Annotated in this window: 13 protein-coding genes, 2 tRNA genes and 1 riboswitch; of the genes, 7 read left to right on the top strand and 8 right to left on the bottom strand. The window is 73.5% G+C overall.

Annotated elements, in window-relative coordinates:
• Positions 1-452: 452 nt before the first annotated feature.
• On the bottom strand, positions 453-2,552 hold the full coding sequence (locus ACFYR0_RS09240) for an asparagine synthase-related protein (protein ID WP_389323796.1): 2,100 nt from the start codon (positions 2,550-2,552) through the stop codon (positions 453-455).
• A gap of 679 nt (positions 2,553-3,231) precedes the next feature.
• Between ACFYR0_RS09240 and ACFYR0_RS09245 the strand changes: the two genes are divergently transcribed.
• The 4 genes from ACFYR0_RS09245 to ACFYR0_RS09260 all read left to right on the top strand — a co-directional run bounded on the left by ACFYR0_RS09245 (position 3,232) and on the right by ACFYR0_RS09260 (position 8,752).
• The gene (locus ACFYR0_RS09245; RefSeq protein WP_389323799.1) at positions 3,232-4,656 is read left to right on the top strand and encodes an MFS transporter; all 1,425 of its coding nucleotides are present in this window, start codon (positions 3,232-3,234) and stop codon (positions 4,654-4,656) included.
• Between the two features lie 182 nt (positions 4,657-4,838).
• Positions 4,839-6,047, top strand: a complete 1,209-nt coding sequence (gene lhgO, locus ACFYR0_RS09250) for an L-2-hydroxyglutarate oxidase (protein WP_389323802.1) — start codon at positions 4,839-4,841, stop codon at positions 6,045-6,047.
• A 471-nt stretch (positions 6,048-6,518) separates the two neighbouring features.
• Positions 6,519-7,376, top strand: a complete 858-nt coding sequence (gene trmB / locus ACFYR0_RS09255; protein WP_389323805.1) for a tRNA (guanosine(46)-N7)-methyltransferase TrmB — start codon at positions 6,519-6,521, stop codon at positions 7,374-7,376.
• 50 nt (positions 7,377-7,426) lie between these two features.
• On the top strand, positions 7,427-8,752 hold the full coding sequence (locus ACFYR0_RS09260) for a PrsW family intramembrane metalloprotease (protein WP_389323808.1): 1,326 nt from the start codon (positions 7,427-7,429) through the stop codon (positions 8,750-8,752).
• Between the two features lie 109 nt (positions 8,753-8,861).
• On the opposite strand, the gene ACFYR0_RS09265 is transcribed toward ACFYR0_RS09260, so the two are convergent.
• From ACFYR0_RS09265 to ACFYR0_RS09280, 4 genes are all read right to left on the bottom strand, one after another.
• Positions 8,862-9,902 (bottom strand): M23 family metallopeptidase, encoded by a 1,041-nt coding sequence (locus ACFYR0_RS09265; protein ID WP_389323811.1) that lies wholly within the window; start codon positions 9,900-9,902, stop codon positions 8,862-8,864.
• 11 nt (positions 9,903-9,913) lie between these two features.
• Positions 9,914-10,069, bottom strand: a riboswitch (cyclic di-AMP (ydaO/yuaA leader).
• Positions 10,070-10,308: 239 nt separating this feature from the next.
• On the bottom strand, positions 10,309-11,472 hold the full coding sequence (locus tag ACFYR0_RS09270; protein WP_389323814.1) for a PP2C family protein-serine/threonine phosphatase: 1,164 nt from the start codon (positions 11,470-11,472) through the stop codon (positions 10,309-10,311).
• 187 nt (positions 11,473-11,659) lie between these two features.
• Positions 11,660-11,733, bottom strand: a tRNA-Met gene (locus ACFYR0_RS09275).
• Between the two features lie 134 nt (positions 11,734-11,867).
• Complete coding sequence (locus ACFYR0_RS09280) at positions 11,868-12,998, bottom strand: dihydrofolate reductase family protein (RefSeq protein ID WP_389323817.1); 1,131 nt, start codon at positions 12,996-12,998, stop codon at positions 11,868-11,870.
• 61 nt (positions 12,999-13,059) lie between these two features.
• On the opposite strand from ACFYR0_RS09280, the gene ACFYR0_RS09285 reads away from it, so the two are divergent.
• The 3 genes from ACFYR0_RS09285 to ACFYR0_RS09295 all read left to right on the top strand — a co-directional run bounded on the left by ACFYR0_RS09285 (position 13,060) and on the right by ACFYR0_RS09295 (position 15,370).
• Positions 13,060-13,569 (top strand): MarR family winged helix-turn-helix transcriptional regulator, encoded by a 510-nt coding sequence (locus ACFYR0_RS09285; RefSeq protein ID WP_389323820.1) that lies wholly within the window; start codon positions 13,060-13,062, stop codon positions 13,567-13,569.
• A gap of 229 nt (positions 13,570-13,798) precedes the next feature.
• Entirely contained in the window at positions 13,799-14,440 is a 642-nt protein-coding gene (ribA, locus tag ACFYR0_RS09290; protein ID WP_389323823.1) for a GTP cyclohydrolase II, read from the top strand.
• A gap of 273 nt (positions 14,441-14,713) precedes the next feature.
• Positions 14,714-15,370: a class I SAM-dependent methyltransferase gene (locus tag ACFYR0_RS09295; protein WP_389323826.1), complete on the top strand. Its 657-nt coding sequence runs from the start codon at positions 14,714-14,716 to the stop codon at positions 15,368-15,370.
• 10 nt (positions 15,371-15,380) lie between these two features.
• On the opposite strand, the gene ACFYR0_RS09300 is transcribed toward ACFYR0_RS09295, so the two are convergent.
• From ACFYR0_RS09300 to ACFYR0_RS09310, 3 genes are all read right to left on the bottom strand, one after another.
• Entirely contained in the window at positions 15,381-15,833 is a 453-nt protein-coding gene (locus tag ACFYR0_RS09300; RefSeq protein WP_389323829.1) for a hypothetical protein, read from the bottom strand.
• A gap of 376 nt (positions 15,834-16,209) precedes the next feature.
• A tRNA-Lys gene (locus ACFYR0_RS09305) sits at positions 16,210-16,282 on the bottom strand.
• 88 nt (positions 16,283-16,370) lie between these two features.
• Positions 16,371-17,906, bottom strand: coding sequence for an amino acid permease (locus ACFYR0_RS09310; protein WP_389323832.1), 1,536 nt, complete (start codon positions 17,904-17,906; stop codon positions 16,371-16,373).
• Positions 17,907-17,947 lie beyond the last annotated feature (41 nt).

Raw genomic sequence — 17,947 nt, forward strand, 5'->3', positions numbered from 1 at the left:
CCGCCGAACCAGTTACTCACGGGGGTTCTGGTGTTCGACGGCGGCCGCTGCGGGCGGACACCCCCCGCCCCGTCCCCTCCCCGCCGTACGCGGCTGACGCCCCCGCCCGTGGGCGCTTCGCGTCGCACGCGTCTCCCGTCCTGTCCGTGGCTGCTGCGCGTCGCACGTGTCTTCCGTCCTCGTCCGTAGCCGCCGCGTGCCGTACGCGCCTTCCGCCCCGCCCGTGCCCCCTCCGTGCAGCCCGCGACCGCCTGCCGCCGCGGGCATGCGTGCCGCCAGGGGCGGCAGGGGTGGGCGCTGGGGGTCCCCTCTGGGGGAGGCACCTCGTCGCGCCGAGTTGCGCGCCGCACCGTCCTCAGCAACCGCCGGGCGGTACGTCGCTGACGCCGAGCCGCGAAACGTCCCCACGAGGGGGGCATATCGGAACGCCGAGTTTCGCAGCGCCCTGGTCGTCAGGCTCTTTTCGCGGCTGTGCCCGCGCCGAGAGCGCCTCGTTGGGGGCGGATTCCCGCGGGGACCGCGCGGGCCCGGGCGGGGGTGCCCGTCCAGCACGTGCCTCGGCGGGCCAGCAGGCGGGTGAGCCAGAGTTCGAGGGAGACGAGTTCGGCGAGGCCGTCCAGAGGGAGTACCTCGCCCGCGGCCGCGGAGCGGAGGGCCTTGCGGACCACTCGGGCCTCGATCAGGCCGGCCTGCGCCAGCAGAGGCGTGTCGAAGAGGGCGATGAGGGTGTCGGCCGCCACGCGCAGGCCCGTCCGGGCGGCCGCTGCCGTGGGGGCGTGGGAGGGAGCGCCCCAGCCCGGCGGAAGGTCGGGCACGCCCGCGCCCTTCAGGACGGTGCTCAGGATGGACGCCCGGGCGCCCGGCTGGACGCGGAGGGCCTCGGGGAGCGCGCGGCAGGCGCGGACGACCTGGTTGTCCAGGAACGGCGCGTGCAGGCGCTGGAAGCGGATCTCCGCGGCCTGCTCGAGGACGCGGATGTCGGCGGCCGTACGGGCGAGGGCGGCACGCGCGCGGTAGTCGCCGGGGCGTTGTCCGGGGCCCACTCCGGAGCGATGGGTGGCGGCCTGCAAGCGAATCGATACTTCGGCCAGTGCCTCTCCGGTGAGCCAGCGGGCGGCCGGGCCCGGGCCGCCCCAGGCCAGGGCGGCGAGGGAGGCGTCGGCCGCGCCGCCGGGGTCGTCGAAGCGGCGGTCGAGGAGGCGGGTGGCGAGGTTCTCCACGCCGGTGCGGTAGGAGGTGCGGGCCAGCCTGCGTGCGGCGGCGTACACGCGCGCGGGGACCATCACGGAGCCGTCCGCCCTGGCCAGGGCGGCGACCGGGCGGACCAGGTGGCGTCTCTTGCGGTCCATCAGGAGGTCGGCGAGCCGGGCGGGGTGGGCGTCCAGGACCTGGCGGGCCCCGTGGCCGGTGAAGTGGTCGGCGCTGCCCGCGGCGAGCCGGGCGCGGTGGCGGGCGGCCGTCACCAGGCACGGGCTGGGTTCGTCGGTGAGCGGGCCGTCGAGCTCGGCGTACGGCAGGGTGTCCTCGCCGCCGGTCACCACGACGTGGTGCAGACGCGGGTTGGCCGCGAGTTCACCCGCGCGCTCCAGTTCGGCCTCGGTGCCGCCGACGGCGAGGTCGTTGAAGGTGACGGCGAGGAGCCGTTCGCCCGCGCCCGTGCCGTGGCCGAGGACCGTGCCGGGCATGCCGGGCAGGCCCGCCGCGAGGAGGGCCAGGGTGCTGGAGGCGGGACCGCCGGAGAGGTCGGCGCCGATGCCGGGGACCGGTGTCCCGCGTTGGGCCCGTCGTTCGGCGGGGCCCATCCCCGGTACCGGGCCGGGGTCGATGCCCGTGCCCGGGACGTGCCGGGGCGCGGCCAGGCGGGCGCGGACGGCGTCGACGAGTGCCTCGCGCACGGCGCCTACGGCGCTGCCGGGGTCGGCCGGGGGCGCGGCCACCGCGAGGGAGGCGACGGGCTCGTAACCGGCGACCTCGCGCGCCCCGGCGCGCAGGATCAGCGCGTGACCCGGCGGAACGCGTCGCACGCCGTCGTAGGGCGTGGAGTCGTAGAGCGCGGCGGGAACGTCCGGAGCGGCGAGCAGCGCGGCGAGATGGCCGAAGTCGAGGTTGGCCTCGATCAGGTCGGCGAGCGGCAGGGCGGCGGTGGCGTAGGCGGTGCCGCCGGCCCAGGGGGTGTGGAACACCGGGCGGGCGCCCGCGAGATCACCGCACACGGTGACGCGGCGGCCGACCTGGACCACGGCCGTGTAGCTGCCGGCCCAGGCGGTGAGATGGCGCAGGGCGCCGCCACGCGCGGTGAACAGGCCGAGGCGCAGTTCCTCGTCGCTGGCGCCGCAGGTACCCAGGACGGCGAGGCGGTTGTGCTCGTCGGCCTTGACGACGCGCACCTCGTCGGGCCGCCAGTCGCCGACCGCCCACAGCGGGTCGGGGTCGCCCCACAGGAGTTGGGAGCCGACCGGATGGAGGGTCTCGCCTTCGTACCCGGTGGCGCCCGCGGAGCCGGGGGCGACGGCCCCCGCGGCGGCGCTGCTCCATCCCACCAACCACCGCATCGACGCCTCCACGAGCTGTGGACAATCAGTGCACCGTACGAACGGTTCACCATGCTGCCACGAAGAACGCGTCACAGAGGGCTGGCGGAGCCGCTTGCGCCACGTGGAGTGCGGCGGTGGTCACCGGGTCGACCGCCCGGTGGGGCGGGGCGCGTGCGACGTGAATGCGCCCCCGAGTGAGCCCCCGAAACCCCGTGCGCGCCCTCAACTCCCATGGTCGGGGGGCTGATCACGCATCGGACCTGGAGGCGATTTTCGGCCAATTCTGGGCTGTGGACCGTGTATTGGGCTTCCGCCGCACACGCTCCGTACAGGCTCTGCGCCCGGCCCTGCGCGCGCAGCCCGGGAGGCGTAACCCGCCCCCCGGACCGGTCCGCCGCCCGCGGGGATGGAGGCGGCGGTGTCCCCCAGCCCACTGGATCCAGTACAGCGGGCCGACCCACGCATCAGCCATGGAACCGCTCCCCGAATGGCCGGAGTAGAGCGCACGCACAGGCGCACGGCCACACGTCGGGGGCACGCCGCAACACACCGTGCCCGGCCCGTACTTGAGTGCGGGCAACAATCCCGCCAACCGGAACAATGCCCCTTAACGCTTGGGATGCGGCGAACTACGCTGGGTTTACGAATGCCGCGTGGTTATGCCAGCGCGGCAGCCGTCTGTGTCGAGGGGTGGCGCATGTCCAGGGAGCAACGCGGGCCGAACGAGAAACTCGGCGCCGTTCTCGCCCTCGCGGGAATCAGCAACGCAGGCCTCGCGCGGCGCGTCAACGACCTCGGCGCACAACGCGGGTTGACGCTTCGCTACGACAAGACGTCGGTGGCGCGCTGGGTGTCGAAGGGCATGGTGCCGCAGGGCGCCGCTCCGCACCTGATCGCGGCCGCCATCGGCCAGAAGCTGGGCCGTCCCGTGCCGTTGCACGAGATCGGCCTGGCGGACGCCGACCCCGCGCCCGAGGTCGGCCTGGCCTTCCCCAGAGACGTCGGCCAGGCGGTCAGGTCGGCCACCGAGCTCTACCGTCTCGACCTGGCCGGCCGCCGCGCCGGCTCCGGCGGCATCTGGCAGTCGCTGGCCGGATCGTTCGCCGTGACCGCGTACGCGACGCCCGCGTCCCGTTGGCTGATAACCCCGGCCGACAGTTCGGTCGCGCGCGAGGCCGGCCACACGGAGGGCTCGGGCGCACCGCTCAAAGTCGGCCACAGCGATGTGCGCAAGCTGCGGGAGGCCGCCGAGGACGCCCGGCGCTGGGACTCCAAGTACGGTGGCGGGGACTGGCGTTCGTCGATGGTCCCCGAGTGTCTGCGGGTGGAGGCGGCCCCTCTGCTGCTGGGCTCCTACTCCGACGACGTCGGCCGGGCCCTGTTCGGCGCGAGTGCCGAACTCACCCGTCTCGCGGGCTGGATGGCCTTCGACACGGGACAGCAGGAAGCGGCCCAGCGCTACTACATCCAGGCCCTGCGCCTGGCCCGGGCCGCCGCGGACGTCCCCCTCGGGGGCTACGTCCTCGCCTCCATGTCGCTCCAGGCCACCTACCGAGGCTTCGGCGACGAGGGCGTCGACCTCGCCCAGGCCGCCCTGGAGCGCAACCGCGGCCTGGCCACCGCGCGCACGATGAGCTTCTTCCGGCTCGTCGAGGCACGCGCCCACGCGCGCGCCGGTGACGCCCAGGCCGCCGGCGCCGCCCTGAAGGCCGCCGAGGGCTGGCTGGAGCGCTCACGCGACGGCGACAACGACCCCGGCTGGCTCGGCTTCTACTCCTACGACCGCTTCGCCGCGGACGCCGCCGAGTGCTACCGCGACCTCAAGGCACCCCGCCAGGTCCGCCGCTTCACGGAGTACGCCCTGTCCAAGCCGACGGAGGAGTTCGTGCGCTCCCACGGCCTGCGGCTGGTCGTCTCCGCCGTGGCCGAGCTGGAGTCGGGCAACCTCGACGCGGCGTGCGAGCAGGGCGTGCGGGCGGTGGAGGTCGCCGGGCGCATCTCGTCGGCCCGGACCACGGAGTACGTGAAGGATCTCCTGCACCGCCTCGAACCCTACGGGGACGAGCCGCGCGTGGTGGAGCTGCGCGAGAGGGCCCGGCCCCTGCTGATGACTCCGGCGTAGCGGCGGGGAGCCCCGACGTCCGTCCGTACCGGTGACAGGGCCGCCGCCGGCCGTACGCGTGCCCGCGGTGACGCCCCGGGCCGCCGCACCCCCCGCGTTCCCGGACGGACACCGCGAAGGCACTGGGTTTCAAACGATTGTCAGTGGCGCAGTGCACTATCGAACCCGGGAGGTGGAGCCAGGTGCGTTCAATCGGGTACGACTGCGATGTGCTCGTGATCGGCGGTGGGATCGTCGGGCTGTCGACCGCGTACGCGGTCACGCGTGCCGCGCCCGGCACCCGTGTGACGGTGCTGGAGAAGGAGCCGGGTCCCGCCCGGCACCAGACCGGCCGCAACAGCGGAGTGATCCACAGCGGCATCTACTACCGTCCCGGCTCGCTCAAGGCGCGCTACGCCGTGCGGGGCGCCGCCGAGATGGTCAAGTTCTGCGCCGAGTACGGCATCGACCACGCCGTCACCGGCAAGCTGATCGTCGCCACCGAGCGCTCGGAGCTGCCCCGGCTGCACGGACTCGTGCAGCGCGGCCGGGAGAACGGCATTCCGGTGCGGGAGCTGGGTTCCGCGCAGATCGCCGAGTACGAGCCGGAGGTGCGCGGCCTCGCGGCCATACACGTCGGCAGCACGGGCGTGTGCGACTTCGTCGGGGTCGCCCGGCAGCTGGCCGAGGCGTCCGGCGCCGAGATCCGCTACGGCGCGCAGGTCGCCCGGGTGGACCGCCGCCCCGACCTCGGGGTGGCCGTGCGGACCTCCCGGGGCGACATCGTCCGGGGCCGCGTCCTGGTGAACTGCGCCGGGCTGCGCTGCGACGAGATCGCCCGGATGACCGGCGACGAGCCCGAGATGCGGATCGTCCCGTTCCGGGGCGAGTACTACGAGCTGGCCCGGCCCGACCTGGTGCGCGGCCTCGTCTACCCGGTGCCCGACCCCGCCTTCCCCTTCCTCGGCGTCCACCTCACGCGCGGGTTCGACGGCGGTGTCCACATCGGGCCCAACGCGGTGCCGGCGCTCGCCCGCGAGGGCTACGGCTGGTCCACCGTGCGCCCCCGCGAGCTGGCCACCACCCTCGCCTGGCCCGGGGCCTGGAAGATGGCCCGCCGCCACTGGCTCTACGGTGCGGGCGAGCTGCACCGCTCCCTGTCCCGGTCCGCCTTCACCGCGGCGGTGCGCTGGCTTCTGCCCGCCGTGACAGCTCGGGACCTGGTGCCCGCCCCGGCCGGGGTCCGGGCCCAGGCCGTACTGCGCGACGGCACCCTCGTCGACGACTTCCTGATCAAGGAGGGGGACCGGGCCGTCCACGTCCTCAACGCCCCCTCCCCCGCCGCTACCGCCTCCCTGCCGATCGGCCGGGAGGTGGCCCGCCTGGCGCTGACGGCCCTGGCCCGGGTCTGAGACGGGCGGGACCGACCGTGAGGCGGGTGGCCGGTGGCGGGGTGTGGGGTCGTTGGCGAGTGGCCGGTGGCCGGTGGCCGGTGGCCGGTGGCGAGGGCATCGGACGGGTCGCGGGGAATCCTTCGCTTGCGTCCTGGGCGGCGGGGTCAGGTGCTGCCGTCCGGGGGCGGGAGGTCGGCTGAGGTGACCTCCTCCATGGCCGGGCGGCCGAAGGCCATGCGTGCTGGGGCTCCGGGACGCGGTGCCGCCGGGCGGCAGAAGGACGTGCGCGCGGAGGCTCCAGGACCCGGTGCCGCCGACCGGCCGAAGGGCGTGCCCACGGGGGCTCCGGGACGCGGTGCCGCCGGGCGGCAGAAGGACGTGCCCACAGGGGCTCCGGCGCCCGGTGCGCGTCCCCGCCGGGCCGCGCACCGCCCCCGGCCCGCCGCGCGGACGCCCCGCGCATCCCGCCGCCGTAGACTCGACCCCACTGTGTCTGAGTCGCCCCACACCCCCGCAGCCCCGCTTCCCCGCGCCAAGGGAGAGCCCCGTTTCCCCGACGGCCCGAAGGCCGACCCCGCCGGGTCGCACTTCGAGCGGCGGATCCGGAGCTTCCAGCCGCGCCGCAGCCGTGTCACCGCCGGTCAGGCCGACGCGCTCCAGCGCCTGTGGTCCAGGTGGGGCCTGGACATCGACGGCCACAAGATCCCCGACCTCGGCGAGCTGTTCGGCAACGACCGCCCCGTCGTCCTGGAGATCGGCTTCGGCATGGGCGAGGCCACGGCGCAGATGGCCGCCGCCGACCCGCACACCAACATCCTGGCCGTGGACGTCCACACGCCGGGCCAGGGCAATCTCCTCGGCCTCGCCGACCGCACCAGCCTGTCCAACGTCCGTGTCGGCAACGGCGACGCGATCATCCTGCTCCGCGAGATGCTCCTCCCCGACTCCCTCGACGGGCTGCGCGTGTACTTCCCCGACCCCTGGCCGAAGAAGCGGCACCACAAGCGCCGCCTCATCCAGCCGGAGTTCCTCACCCTCGCGGCCACCCGCCTCAGACCGGGGGCCCTGGTGCACTGCGCCACGGACTGGGAGCCCTACGCCGAGCAGATGCTGGAAGTCCTGACGGCCCACCCCGACTTCGAGAACACCCAGGACGACGGCGGCTTCGCACCACGCCCCGCCCACCGGCCGCTGACCCGTTTCGAGGGCCAGGGGCTGGACAAGGGCCACGTCGTGAACGATCTGCTGTTCCGCCGCGTGAAGCCTGTCGGGGCCACAGAGACCGCGGAGACCGATCAGTCCACCGCTTACGGAGCCCCCACCCCCCACGAACCTCCCGGCGCCTGAGCCCCTTACGCAACTGCGGGGCGCGCCCCTGTCTCGTTAGGGTCGATGTCGTGGCCATCTTTCCCCCGTACCCGACACCCCCCGCACAGGACCCGCTCGGCCGCGGCTCGCGGCGGCACCCGCACTGGTGGCAGCGCGTCTGGGTGCGCTACGCGGCGCTGACGGTCCTTCTCGCGCTCTCCGGCCTCGTGATCCTGGCCCTGGTGCGCGAACAGACCGGTACGGACGGCTTCCTGGTGGGCCTGGGCCTCGCGGTGCTGCCCGTGCCGCTGCTCATAGCCGCGTTCCGCTGGCTGGACCGGGTGGCGCCGGGCCCCTGGCGGAACCTGGTCTTCTGCTTCGCCTGGGGGGCCTGCGCGGCGGCGCTGATAGCCATCGTCGCCAACAGCTTCGCCACGAGATGGATAGCCACCGCGACGGCCGACCCGACCAGCGCGGACACCCTCGGCGCCACGCTGGTGGCGCCGGTCGTCGAGGAGTCCGCGAAGGCCGCCGCGCTGTTGCTGGTCTTCCTGTTCCGCAGAGGCGACTTCACCGGGATCGTCGACGGGGTCGTCGTCGCCGGTGTCACCGCGACCGGGTTCGCGTTCACCGAGAACATCCTCTATCTGGGCAACGCCTTCGGCACCGACCAGCTCGCCGGCGACTCGGGCATCGCCTCGGTGACGGCCGCGACCTTCTTCGTCCGCGTGATCATGTCCCCGTTCGCGCATCCGCTCTTCACCGTGCTGACCGGCATCGGCTTCGGCGTCGCCGCGCTGTCCGGCGAACGCCAGCGTCTGCGCCGCGTGCTGCTGCCGCTGGCGGGCCTGCTGACGGCGATGGGCGTGCACGCGCTGTGGAACGGCTCGGCGACCTTCGGCCCGTACGGCTTCTTCGCGGTGTACGGGGCGTTCATGGTCCCCGCGTTCGGCCTGCTGACCTGGCTGGTGATCTGGACCCGGCAGCGCGAACTGCGCACGGTGCGCGAGGAACTGCCCGCTTATGTGGCGGCGGGCTGGCTGACGCCCGGGGAGCCGTACGCGCTCGGCTCGATGCGGGCCCGCCGGACGGCCCGTCAGTACGCCCGGCACCACCTCGGCTCACCGGGCAGACGGCAGGTGGCGCAGTACGAGGCGTACGCGACCTCGCTGGCGTTCCTGCGGCACCGGGGGCGCAGGGGCCGCGCCGGCGCGGACTTCGTCGTACGGGAGCGCGAGCTGCTGCACGAGCTCTGGGCCCGGCGCGAGGCGGCCCGCCCGGCACTCCGGTACGCGGTGAGGACGACTGCTCCCGCGCCGCAGTACTACGGGCCCTACGGGTCCTACGGACACCACGGGTACGGCGTCCAGGGACTTCCCGGCGGCCGTCCCGTCCACAACCCGTACCGCACATGAGGAACCGGCAGCCCTGACGTCGGGGGGTTGCCGTCAGGACCGCCGGGGATCGGGGAAGTCCTCGAGCGGTGTGCGCGCCGGGGCGCACGGCCGGGGACCTCCCGGGTCGTCAGGGGTTGAGGCCCTTGCTCTGGAGCCAGGCCATCGGGTCCACGTCGCCGCCGCCGGTGTGCACCTCGAGGTGCAGGTGCGGACCGGTGACGTTGCCGGTGGCACCCACGCGTCCGATCACGTCACCGGTGTTGACCTGCTGGCCGACGCTGACGTTGATCGAGGACTGGTGGGCGTACCAGACCTCGGTGCCGTCCTCGAGGGTGAGGACGGTGCGGTAGCCGTAGGAACCGCTCCAGCCGGCCTCGGTGACCGTTCCGGTGTGGACCGCCTTCAGCGGGGTACCGGTGGGAGCGGCGAAGTCCAGACCCGTGTGGTAGCCGGAGGACCACATGGAGCCGGCCTGTCCGAAGACGGAGGTGAGCGTGTACGAGGAGGTCGGCAGCGTGTACTGGCGGGCCAGCTCGGCGAGGCGCTCGGCCTCGGCCTTCTTGCGGGCCTCCTCCTCCGCGGCGGCCTTCTCGGCGGCGGCCTTGGCCTCCGCCTCCTTCTCGGCCTTGGCGGCGGCTTCGGCGGCCTGCTTCTCAGCGGCGGCCTGCGCGGCCTCGACGGCCCTGGCCTCGGCCTGGTCCTGCTGCTGCTCGGCCTGCGCCATGATGCGGGCGCGCAGGGCCTCACCGGCGTCGGTGGTGCCCTCGGTGGTGTCGGCCGTGGTGGTGCCGATGGAGCTGAGCGGGGACGCGGCCTGCGGCGTCTCCTCGACGGGCTCCTCACCCGGCAGGAAGGAGCTGACGGAGGGCAGGTCGGGCATGGAGATGGCGACCGGCGGCTTGCCGGACTGGGCGCTGGCCATACCGCCGGCACCCACGGCGGCTATGACGCCGACGCCGAGGACGGTGGAGCTGCGGGCGAGACCGCCGCCGCGCTGCTTGGAGACCCGGTGCTTGCCGCGCACGGGACGGACGGAGTCCGCGGTGGGGTTCCACTCCTCCCACGGGCCGTCGTCGGTGCGGGGACCGCCGTAGACGAAGGTCTCGGTGTCGGCGGTGCGCTGGCCCGGCACGAACGGGGCTTGCGGGACAGGCGGGTTGGACGCCACGTGGGCGTGCTCCTTTCCTTCCTTCTCGCCTACCGGGTTAGCTGACGGGTTCGGAGCAGGAAGGTCTCCTACGCGCGTATATCTGCCGATTTCGCGGCGGATTACGCCCGATTCACCCCAAGTTGGTGGTTCCCCGGTTCCCTTGCGGGATTCGGCGCGTGCGCACGGAGCCGCCTCTTGTGACGGCTGGGACGACCGCGCTGCGTTATCGGACGTTAATAGAACCGGGTGCCTAATTCCAAGCCGTTCAGCTTGATCATTACAGTTTCCGGCCAGGACTTTCGGACCATGAACGGCCAAAAACGGGCGACTTGACCGCGACTCGGTACCGCCCCAGTTTCTGACGGTGACTCAGATGTTATGCGGAGGGCAGTCGTCCGATCACCTGGGGTGACATCGGCCCCTCTCAGGCCCGCTCCCGCGCCGCCGCTCCCGGCCGCCGTACGGCGAGCAGCGCCATGTCGTCACCGAGCGCGCCCCCGGTGTGCCGACGCACCTCCCCCACGAGGGTCTGGAGCAGTTGCTCAGGCCCGCGGAAGACCCGGCCGGCGAGCCGGGCCCCGGGGTCGTAGAACACCCCGTCGGCGTCGCGCGCCTCGGACAGCCCGTCGGTGTGGAGGAGGAGCGTGGCCCCGGCGGGGAAGGGCCGTTCCTCGGCCTGTACCGGGAGGGGCTCCAGGTCTCCCAGGCCCAGCGGCAGCGCCGCGACGCGTGGCTCCAGGGTGTGCAGGGTGCCGTCGGCGTGCAGCACGAACGGGGGCGGGTGCCCGCGGTGGAGCAGGCGTACGATCCCGTCGCCGTGCGGGAGTTCGGCGAGCACGGCGGTCGTGAACCCCTCCTCGGCCTCCGGCCCGAGCCGCCGCCCCACATCGCGCTCCAGGGCCCGCTCCAGGCGCTGGGCGATCGTCTCCAGTGCGGCCTCCTGCTCGGCCGCCTCCCGGAACGCCCCGATGACGACGGCGACCGCGGACACCGCGCCCATGCCCTTGCCGCGGACGTCCCCGACCACGAGCCGTACGCCGTGCGGGGTGTCCTGCACGGCGTACAGGTCGCCGCCGATGAAGGCGCCCCGCTGTGCGGCCTCGTAGCGGGCGGCGATCTCGAAGCCGCCGATCCGTCCGGGGGGTTGGGGCAGCACCGCACGCTGGGCGGCCTCGGCGATCTCCCGCACCGAGGCGAGCCGCTCGCTGCTGCGGCGCACCAGGTTGTTGATGACGACGGCCAGGAAGGCCACCGTCCCCACGGTGATCTCCTCGGTGACCGACTCGGCCTCCAGCGCGATACCGAGGAAGACGTGCACCACCACCACGACCACGAGCGCGACCAGACCGGTGAGCAGCGTGCCGCGCCGGGAGTAGAGCGGGGCGGCGACCAGGGGTGCGGCGGTGAAGAAGGGGGCGGCCGTGTGCACGGAGGGGGTGAGCAGGTCGTAGACGGCCCCGACGCCGATCAGCAGGGCGGGCAGGGCGCGGACGAAGGTCCGGGTCCAGGAGGCCCGCCGTCGTTCGGCGGGCGGCGGGCCGACGCGCCGGCCGCGCGCACCGGCGCCCCTCTCCTCACCCGGCGCCACCCTGTCTCCCGCAGCCTTGGTCGCGGGCCGCCGCTCGGCCGCGTCCGTCCAGGGTCACGGCCCCGGGCGTGGGCGGCGAGCGGGGGCGGTCCGACCGGGGGAGAAGAGGAGTGGGAAGCGAAGGGACCGAAGGGAGACGACTCAGGGCCGGTGCCCATTCGCATGGACACCGGCCCTGAGTCTTCAGTAGCGGGGACAGGATTTGAACCTGCGACCTCTGGGTTATGAGCCCAGCGAGCTACCGAGCTGCTCCACCCCGCGTCGATGAAACCAGTGTACGCCATCCGCGGGACCGGACGCACAGCGGTTTCCCCCGCCCCCGCCGAGCGGCCTTTCCGCCCTTCGGAGGAGCGGGCCGTGGCCCTGCCGCCGCAGGGCCACGGCCCTTCAGGACTTCAGCCCGGCAGATGCAGATTGGGCGCCTTGGCCGACTCCTCGTACGCGGGGAGCACGACGACGTCGACGCCGTGGGCCGCGAGCAGTCCGCTGCCGTCGGCGGCGGTGACGAAGGTGTCGGGCTCGCGCCAGGCGGTGACGACCCGGCGTACACCCGCGTCGAGGATGAGCCGGGCGCAGGGAGCCGGGCGGGAGGCGCGGTGGGCGCAGGGCTCCAGGCTGGAGTAGACGGTGGCGCCGGGCAGCCGCGGGTCGGCCGGGTCGATCTTGGCGAGCGCGGCCTCCTCGGCGTGCGCGACGGGGTCGCCACCCTCGCGGGAGTGGCCGCGGGCCAGCTCGGTGCCGTCGGCGGCGACCACGACGGCACCGACGCTGAACGCGGTCTCCGAGGGCGGGCACAGCGCCGCCAGCTCGCAGGCCAGGGCCAGCCAGTGCCGGTCGGCGGGAACGGCGAGGCCCGCGCCGCCGGGCTGCGTGGGCTCGTAGCGCATCAGGACCACGTCCTCGATCCGCCGGCTCTCCGCCAGCCGCAGCCGCCCGTCCTGGTACCCGCCGGGCCCGAACAGCCGGGGCGCCCCGGGGTCGCCGACGAACAGGGGCGCGAGGACGAGCTGGAGCTCGTCGGCGAGCTGCTGCTGGAGCATCTGGGTGTGCACGGTGCCGCCGCCCTCGACCATGAGCCGCCGCACCTCCCGTACGTCGTGCAGATGCTCCAGTACGTCCCGCCAGTCGAGCCGGTCGCCGAGCCCGACGATGTCGGCGGGGACGCCGGCCCGGGTGGCACGCTCGGCGCCCTCGCCGGTCGTGTACAGGACCTTCTCGCCGCCGGTGTGCCAGAAGCGGGCGTCGGGGTCGAGGTCGCCGGTGGCGCTGACGCAGACCTTGAGGGGGAACTCAGGCTGTCCGGCGGCGAGGCGCGCGGCCCGCCGTTCGGCGGAGTTGACCAGCAGCCGGGGGTTGTCGGCGCGCAGGGTGCCTGCGCCGATCAGGATCGCGTCGCAGGAGGCGCGTACCTCGTCGACGCGGTCGAAGTCGGCCGGCGAGGAGAGCAGCAGTCGGTCCGGGCCGGTGTCGTCGAGGTAACCGTCGAGGGAGACGGCGGCGGAGAGCAGGACGTACGGGAACGGCATCGGCGCGGTCTCTCTCGGCAGACAACTTGGTTCAAGTTTGAAGCAAACTTACACTGGCGGCATGACGACCCGCTGGCTCACCCCCGACGAGCAGCGCGCCTGGCGCGCGTACGTCGCCGCGACGCACCTCCTGGAGGACGCGCTGGACCGGCAGCTCCAGCAGGACGCCGGCATGCCACATCTGTACTACTCCATCCTGGCGACTCTCTCCGAGGCCCCGGACCGCCGGCTGCGCATGACCGACCTGGCCGAGGCCCTGAAGATCACCCGCAGTCGGCTGACGTACGCCGTCACCCGCCTGGAGAAGGACGGCCTGGTCGTACGGGAGGGCTGCCCGTCCGACCGGCGCGGCAGCATCGCCGTCCTGACGGGGGAGGGCATGGCCGTCCTGGAGCGCACGGCACCCGGCCACGTGGAGACCGTCCGCACCCATCTCTTCGACCTGCTCACGACCGACCAGGTACGCCATCTGGAGGAGATCTGCACCCGGATCAAGGGCGGCCTCGAGCAGGCGCCCACCGAGGAGGTGCCGTGGCTGCGGCGGTCGTGCGGGGCGCGGGAGGAGCAGTAGGGGGCGCGGGGCGAGCGGTAAGGGGCGCGGAGTGGCCCCCGGACGCGCCCGGCCGGCGAGGCGTGCGGAAGTCGCGAGGCACACCGGACGCGTGAGGCGCGCCACACCCTGGTTGCTTCAACTTTCAAGCAGGGGTAGCGTCCCCGCCAGAACCTGTGCTTCAAATCTGAAACACACGGCTGGACCGTCCCACCGAGCAGGTCCTCGCCGCCGCCGGACGGAGACCCAGATGCCCGACACCCCCGCCGCCACCCAGCGCGCCCGCGTCCGCGTCCCGCTGAGCTTCCCCGACGGCTACCGCGTGGACGCCGAACTCGTCACCTTCCACGGTCTGGCCGACGGCGCCGAGCACGTGGCCGTCGTCCTCGGCGACCCGGCGCCCGACAGCGCCCCGCTGGTCCGCCTGCACTCCGAGTGCCTCACCGGGGACGTCTTCGGCTCGGCCCGCTGCGACTGCGGCCCGCAGCTGCGCGAGGCGGTGGAGCGGATAGCGGCCCGGGGCGGAGTCCTGCTCTACCTCCGCCAGGAGGGCCGCGGCATCGGCCTCTACAACAAGCTCGACGCCTACGCCCTCCAGGACCAGGGCCTCGACACCTACGAGGCGAACGCCGCCCTCGGCCTCCCGGAGGACGACCGCGACTACACCGCCGCCGCCCAGATGCTGCGCGCCCTGGGCGTCACCGGGCTGGACCTGCTCTCCAACAACCCCGACAAGGCGGACCAGTTGCGCGACCTCGGCATCACGGTCCACGACCGGGTGCCCACCGGCGTCTTCACCACCGCCCACAACGTCCGCTACCTGCGTGCCAAGGTCCTCCAGACCCAGCACACCCTGCCGCTGGCGGAACTGGCGAAGGTGACTGCGGGCTGAGTGCTGCGCGACGCCCCCTTGACCCCGGCGCTGAGCCCGGCGCGACGCCCGCTTGAGCGCGGCGCTGAGCGGGGCGCGACGCCTCCCCCTTGACCCGATGCTGAGCGCGGCACGACACCCCCTTTGGCCGCGGCGCTGAACGCGGCGCGACGCCCCCTTGACCGCAGCGCGACGCCCCTGGGCCGCGGAAAACCACCTGCCCGGTGCCCGGCGGCCGCCGATACTGGACGGGCCAGAGGAACGCCAACGCCCCTGCCCGGACAGCGAGGTCCCGTGCCGCCCTCCCGCTCGACCCGCCACAGCTACGACGCCGTAGCCGACCGCTACGCCACCGAGATCGCCGGGGAGCTGGACGCCAAGCCCCTCGACCGCGCCCTGCTGAACACCCTGGCGGAGCTGGCCGGCGACGGCCCGGTCCTCGACGTCGGCTGCGGACCCGGCCATGTCACGGCCTACCTGGCCGACGGGGGCACCCGCGTCAGCGGCCTCGACCTGTCACCGGGGATGTGCTCGGTGGCCCGCCGCTCGACCGGCCTGCCCTTCGCCGCCGCCGACATGACCGCCCTGCCCGTCCGCTCCGGCTCGCTGGCCGCACTGCTGTGCTGCTACGCCCTCATCCATCTGACCGGACCGCAGCGCGCGGCGGCGTACCGGGAGTTCGCCCGTGTGCTGCGCCCCGGCGGGCACGCCCTGCTCGCCTTCCACACCGGCGACGCCGACACCGCGCCGGGCGGCTCCCGCAGGATCACCGACTGGTGGGACCACGAGGTCGACCTCACCTTCCACTTCCTGGACCCCGACGCGGAGACCCGGGCCCTGGCCGAGGCGGGCCTGACCGTGACCGCCCGTCTGGACCGCGCCCCGCACCCCGGCACGGAACACCCCAGCCGACGGACGTATCTGCTGGCCCAGCGCCCGCCGGCCCCCTGACACGGGTACGTCAGGCCGTCGGCCCGTCCGTCGACGACGACTCCTTGCCGGGCGGGGCCGGCTGCCGGGTGAAGACCGCGAGATGCCAGGAGCCGCCCTCCCGCATCACGGTGAACGTGTCCCGCACGAACTCGCCCCTCGCGTTCCCGGCGACGAGCCGGGCCGAGCCGACGTCCGGGCCCATGTGGTCGCCGATCTCCACTTCCCTGATCCTCCACCGCCGTCCGCCTCGCTCGGCGAGGATCCGGGCGGCCTCGCGCCGCGACCAGGTCTCGTCCTCGACACCGCCGACCGCGATCAGCGCGGTGGCGTCACGGGAGTTGAGTGCCTCGACGTACGCCTCGACGGCCTGCCGGGCTCCGGCGGAGGACGGCGGGCCGGCCTCGCCGTCCCGGGACGAGCACCCGGCGGCGAGGGGAGCGGCAGCGACGGCCGACAGGGCCAGGAGACGTCGACGTTCCACAGCACACTCCTCACGGTCCTCCGGTGGGCGAACTGACCGGTCGGCCAGGCGCGATGGACGCACCCCGCGACACGCGCACGCTCCCGGGACGGGGGCCGCCCGGTCGAGGCCGGCCTCCTGTCAGGAGTCCCGGTGCGTACGGGACGTTCCCCCGCGGCGGGTTCCTGATCCCGGAATGCCCCGCTCCTGAGCGGCGGCGCGCCCCCGGCCCTCGACGCAGGCAGGACCACGCTCCTGGCATGCCCGGCCGCAAGCCCCCGCGTAGCCGCCGCACCGCTCGTGCGGAACCCCGGAAACACCGCGGCGCCCGGCCCGACCGAAGTCGTACCGGGCGCCGCGGCGCAGGTCAGAGGGGGTGACCCCGTCCCCGTTTCCGTAGGCCCTGTGGGACTCGAACCCACAACCAATGGATTAAAAGTCCACTGCTCTGCCAATTGAGCTAAGGGCCCTGGCGATGTTGCCTCTCCGAGCATAGCCGGACGTGGCCGAGTCTCCGATCGGGTATCGGTGACCCGGCCACGTCGCGGTCGGGAAAGGTCAGGGATCGACCGGTTCGGGGCGGCCCGCTCGGGCGGCCGTCCAGGCGATGGTCCGTTCGTGGTCCGGGTTGAGGAACCAGTGCCGGGCGGAGGCCAGCCACCAGGTGGCGGCGAAGCCGAGGACGACCAGGACGGCGACCGGGGCGTAGTTGAACGTCTCCCAGGTGACCGGGGAGACCTGCGGCAGCATGAACAGCACGGTGATCACGCCGACCCAGACCACCGCCACCACGCCGACCACGCCCGACCAGCGGCCCAGATGCCACGGCCCCCGCTCGAACGCGTCGCCCTTGCGGACCCGCAGCAGGGTCGGGATGACGTAGGCGATGTAGAGGCCGATCACGGCGATCGAGGTCACCGCCGCGTAGGCCGTCACATTGATCAGATACGGCAGTCCCAGCGCGAGGGCGGAGAGCGCGGCCAGCCAGACCGCCGCCACGGGGGTGCGCGTACGCGGGCTCACGGTGTGCCAGACGTGCGAGTACGGCAGCGCGCCGTCCCGCGAAAAGGCGTAGATCATCCGGCTGTTGGCCGTCACCGAGGCCATGCCGCAGAACAGCTGCGCGCCGATCACCACGAGCAGCAGCAGCTTGCCCGCGGTCGCGCCGAGGCCGTCGAGCAGGATCTGCGCGGGCGGCGCGCCGGTCGGGGAGGTGCGGGCCCCGTCGTAGGACTGGATGGCGAAGGTGAAGCCGAGCAGGAGCACGAACCCGGCGATCCACGACGTCCAGATGGACCGCACGATGCCCTTCGGGCCCGCCGTGGAGGCGTCGTGCGTCTCCTCGGTCATATGGGCGGAGGCGTCGTAGCCGGTGAAGGTGTACTGGGCCATGAGCAGCCCGAGCAGCACCACGTATGTCCCGCTGCTCCAGCCGGTGTTGTTCACGAACTCGCCGAAGACGAAGGACGCGGACCGGTGCTCGTCGGGTACAAAAGTCAGCGCGCCAACAATCACCACGACACCCACGACGTGCCACCACACGCTGATGTTGTTCAGCAGCGCGACGATCCGTACGCCGAAGGTGTTCAGCAGGCCGTGCAGCACCAGGATCGCGGCGAAGAGCAGGATCGTCCGCCCGGGGGTCACCTCGAGGCCGAACTGGAGGTTCAGGTACGCCCCGAGGAAGGACGCGGCCCCGAAGTCGATGCCCGCGGTGACGGCCACCTGGCCCAGGACGTTGAACCAGCCCGTGAACCACGCCCAGGCGGCGGCCGAGCGCGGTGGCGCGAGCCGGTGCGCCCAGAAGTACAGGCCCGCCGAGGTGGGGTAGGCCGAGCAGATCTCGGCCATGGCCAGCCCGACGAACAGGGTCATCAGGCCGACGGCGACCCACCCCCAGGTGATCACGGCCGGCCCGCCGGTGTTCATCCCGAACAGGTACAGCGTCAGACACCCCGACAGCACCGAGATGATCGTGAACGACACCGCGTAGTTGGAGAACGCCGACATCCGGCGCGCGAGCACCTGCGTGTAGCCGAGCTGGGCCAGCCGTTCCTCGTCCGACGGCCCGCTCTCTCTGGCGTCATCTGTCATGCCCCCAGCAATTCCCTCACCGGGGGCGTGACATGCGTCAC

Source organism: Streptomyces sp. NPDC005017 (assembly GCF_042873115.1).
Lineage (GTDB): Bacteria > Actinomycetota > Actinomycetes > Streptomycetales > Streptomycetaceae > Streptomyces.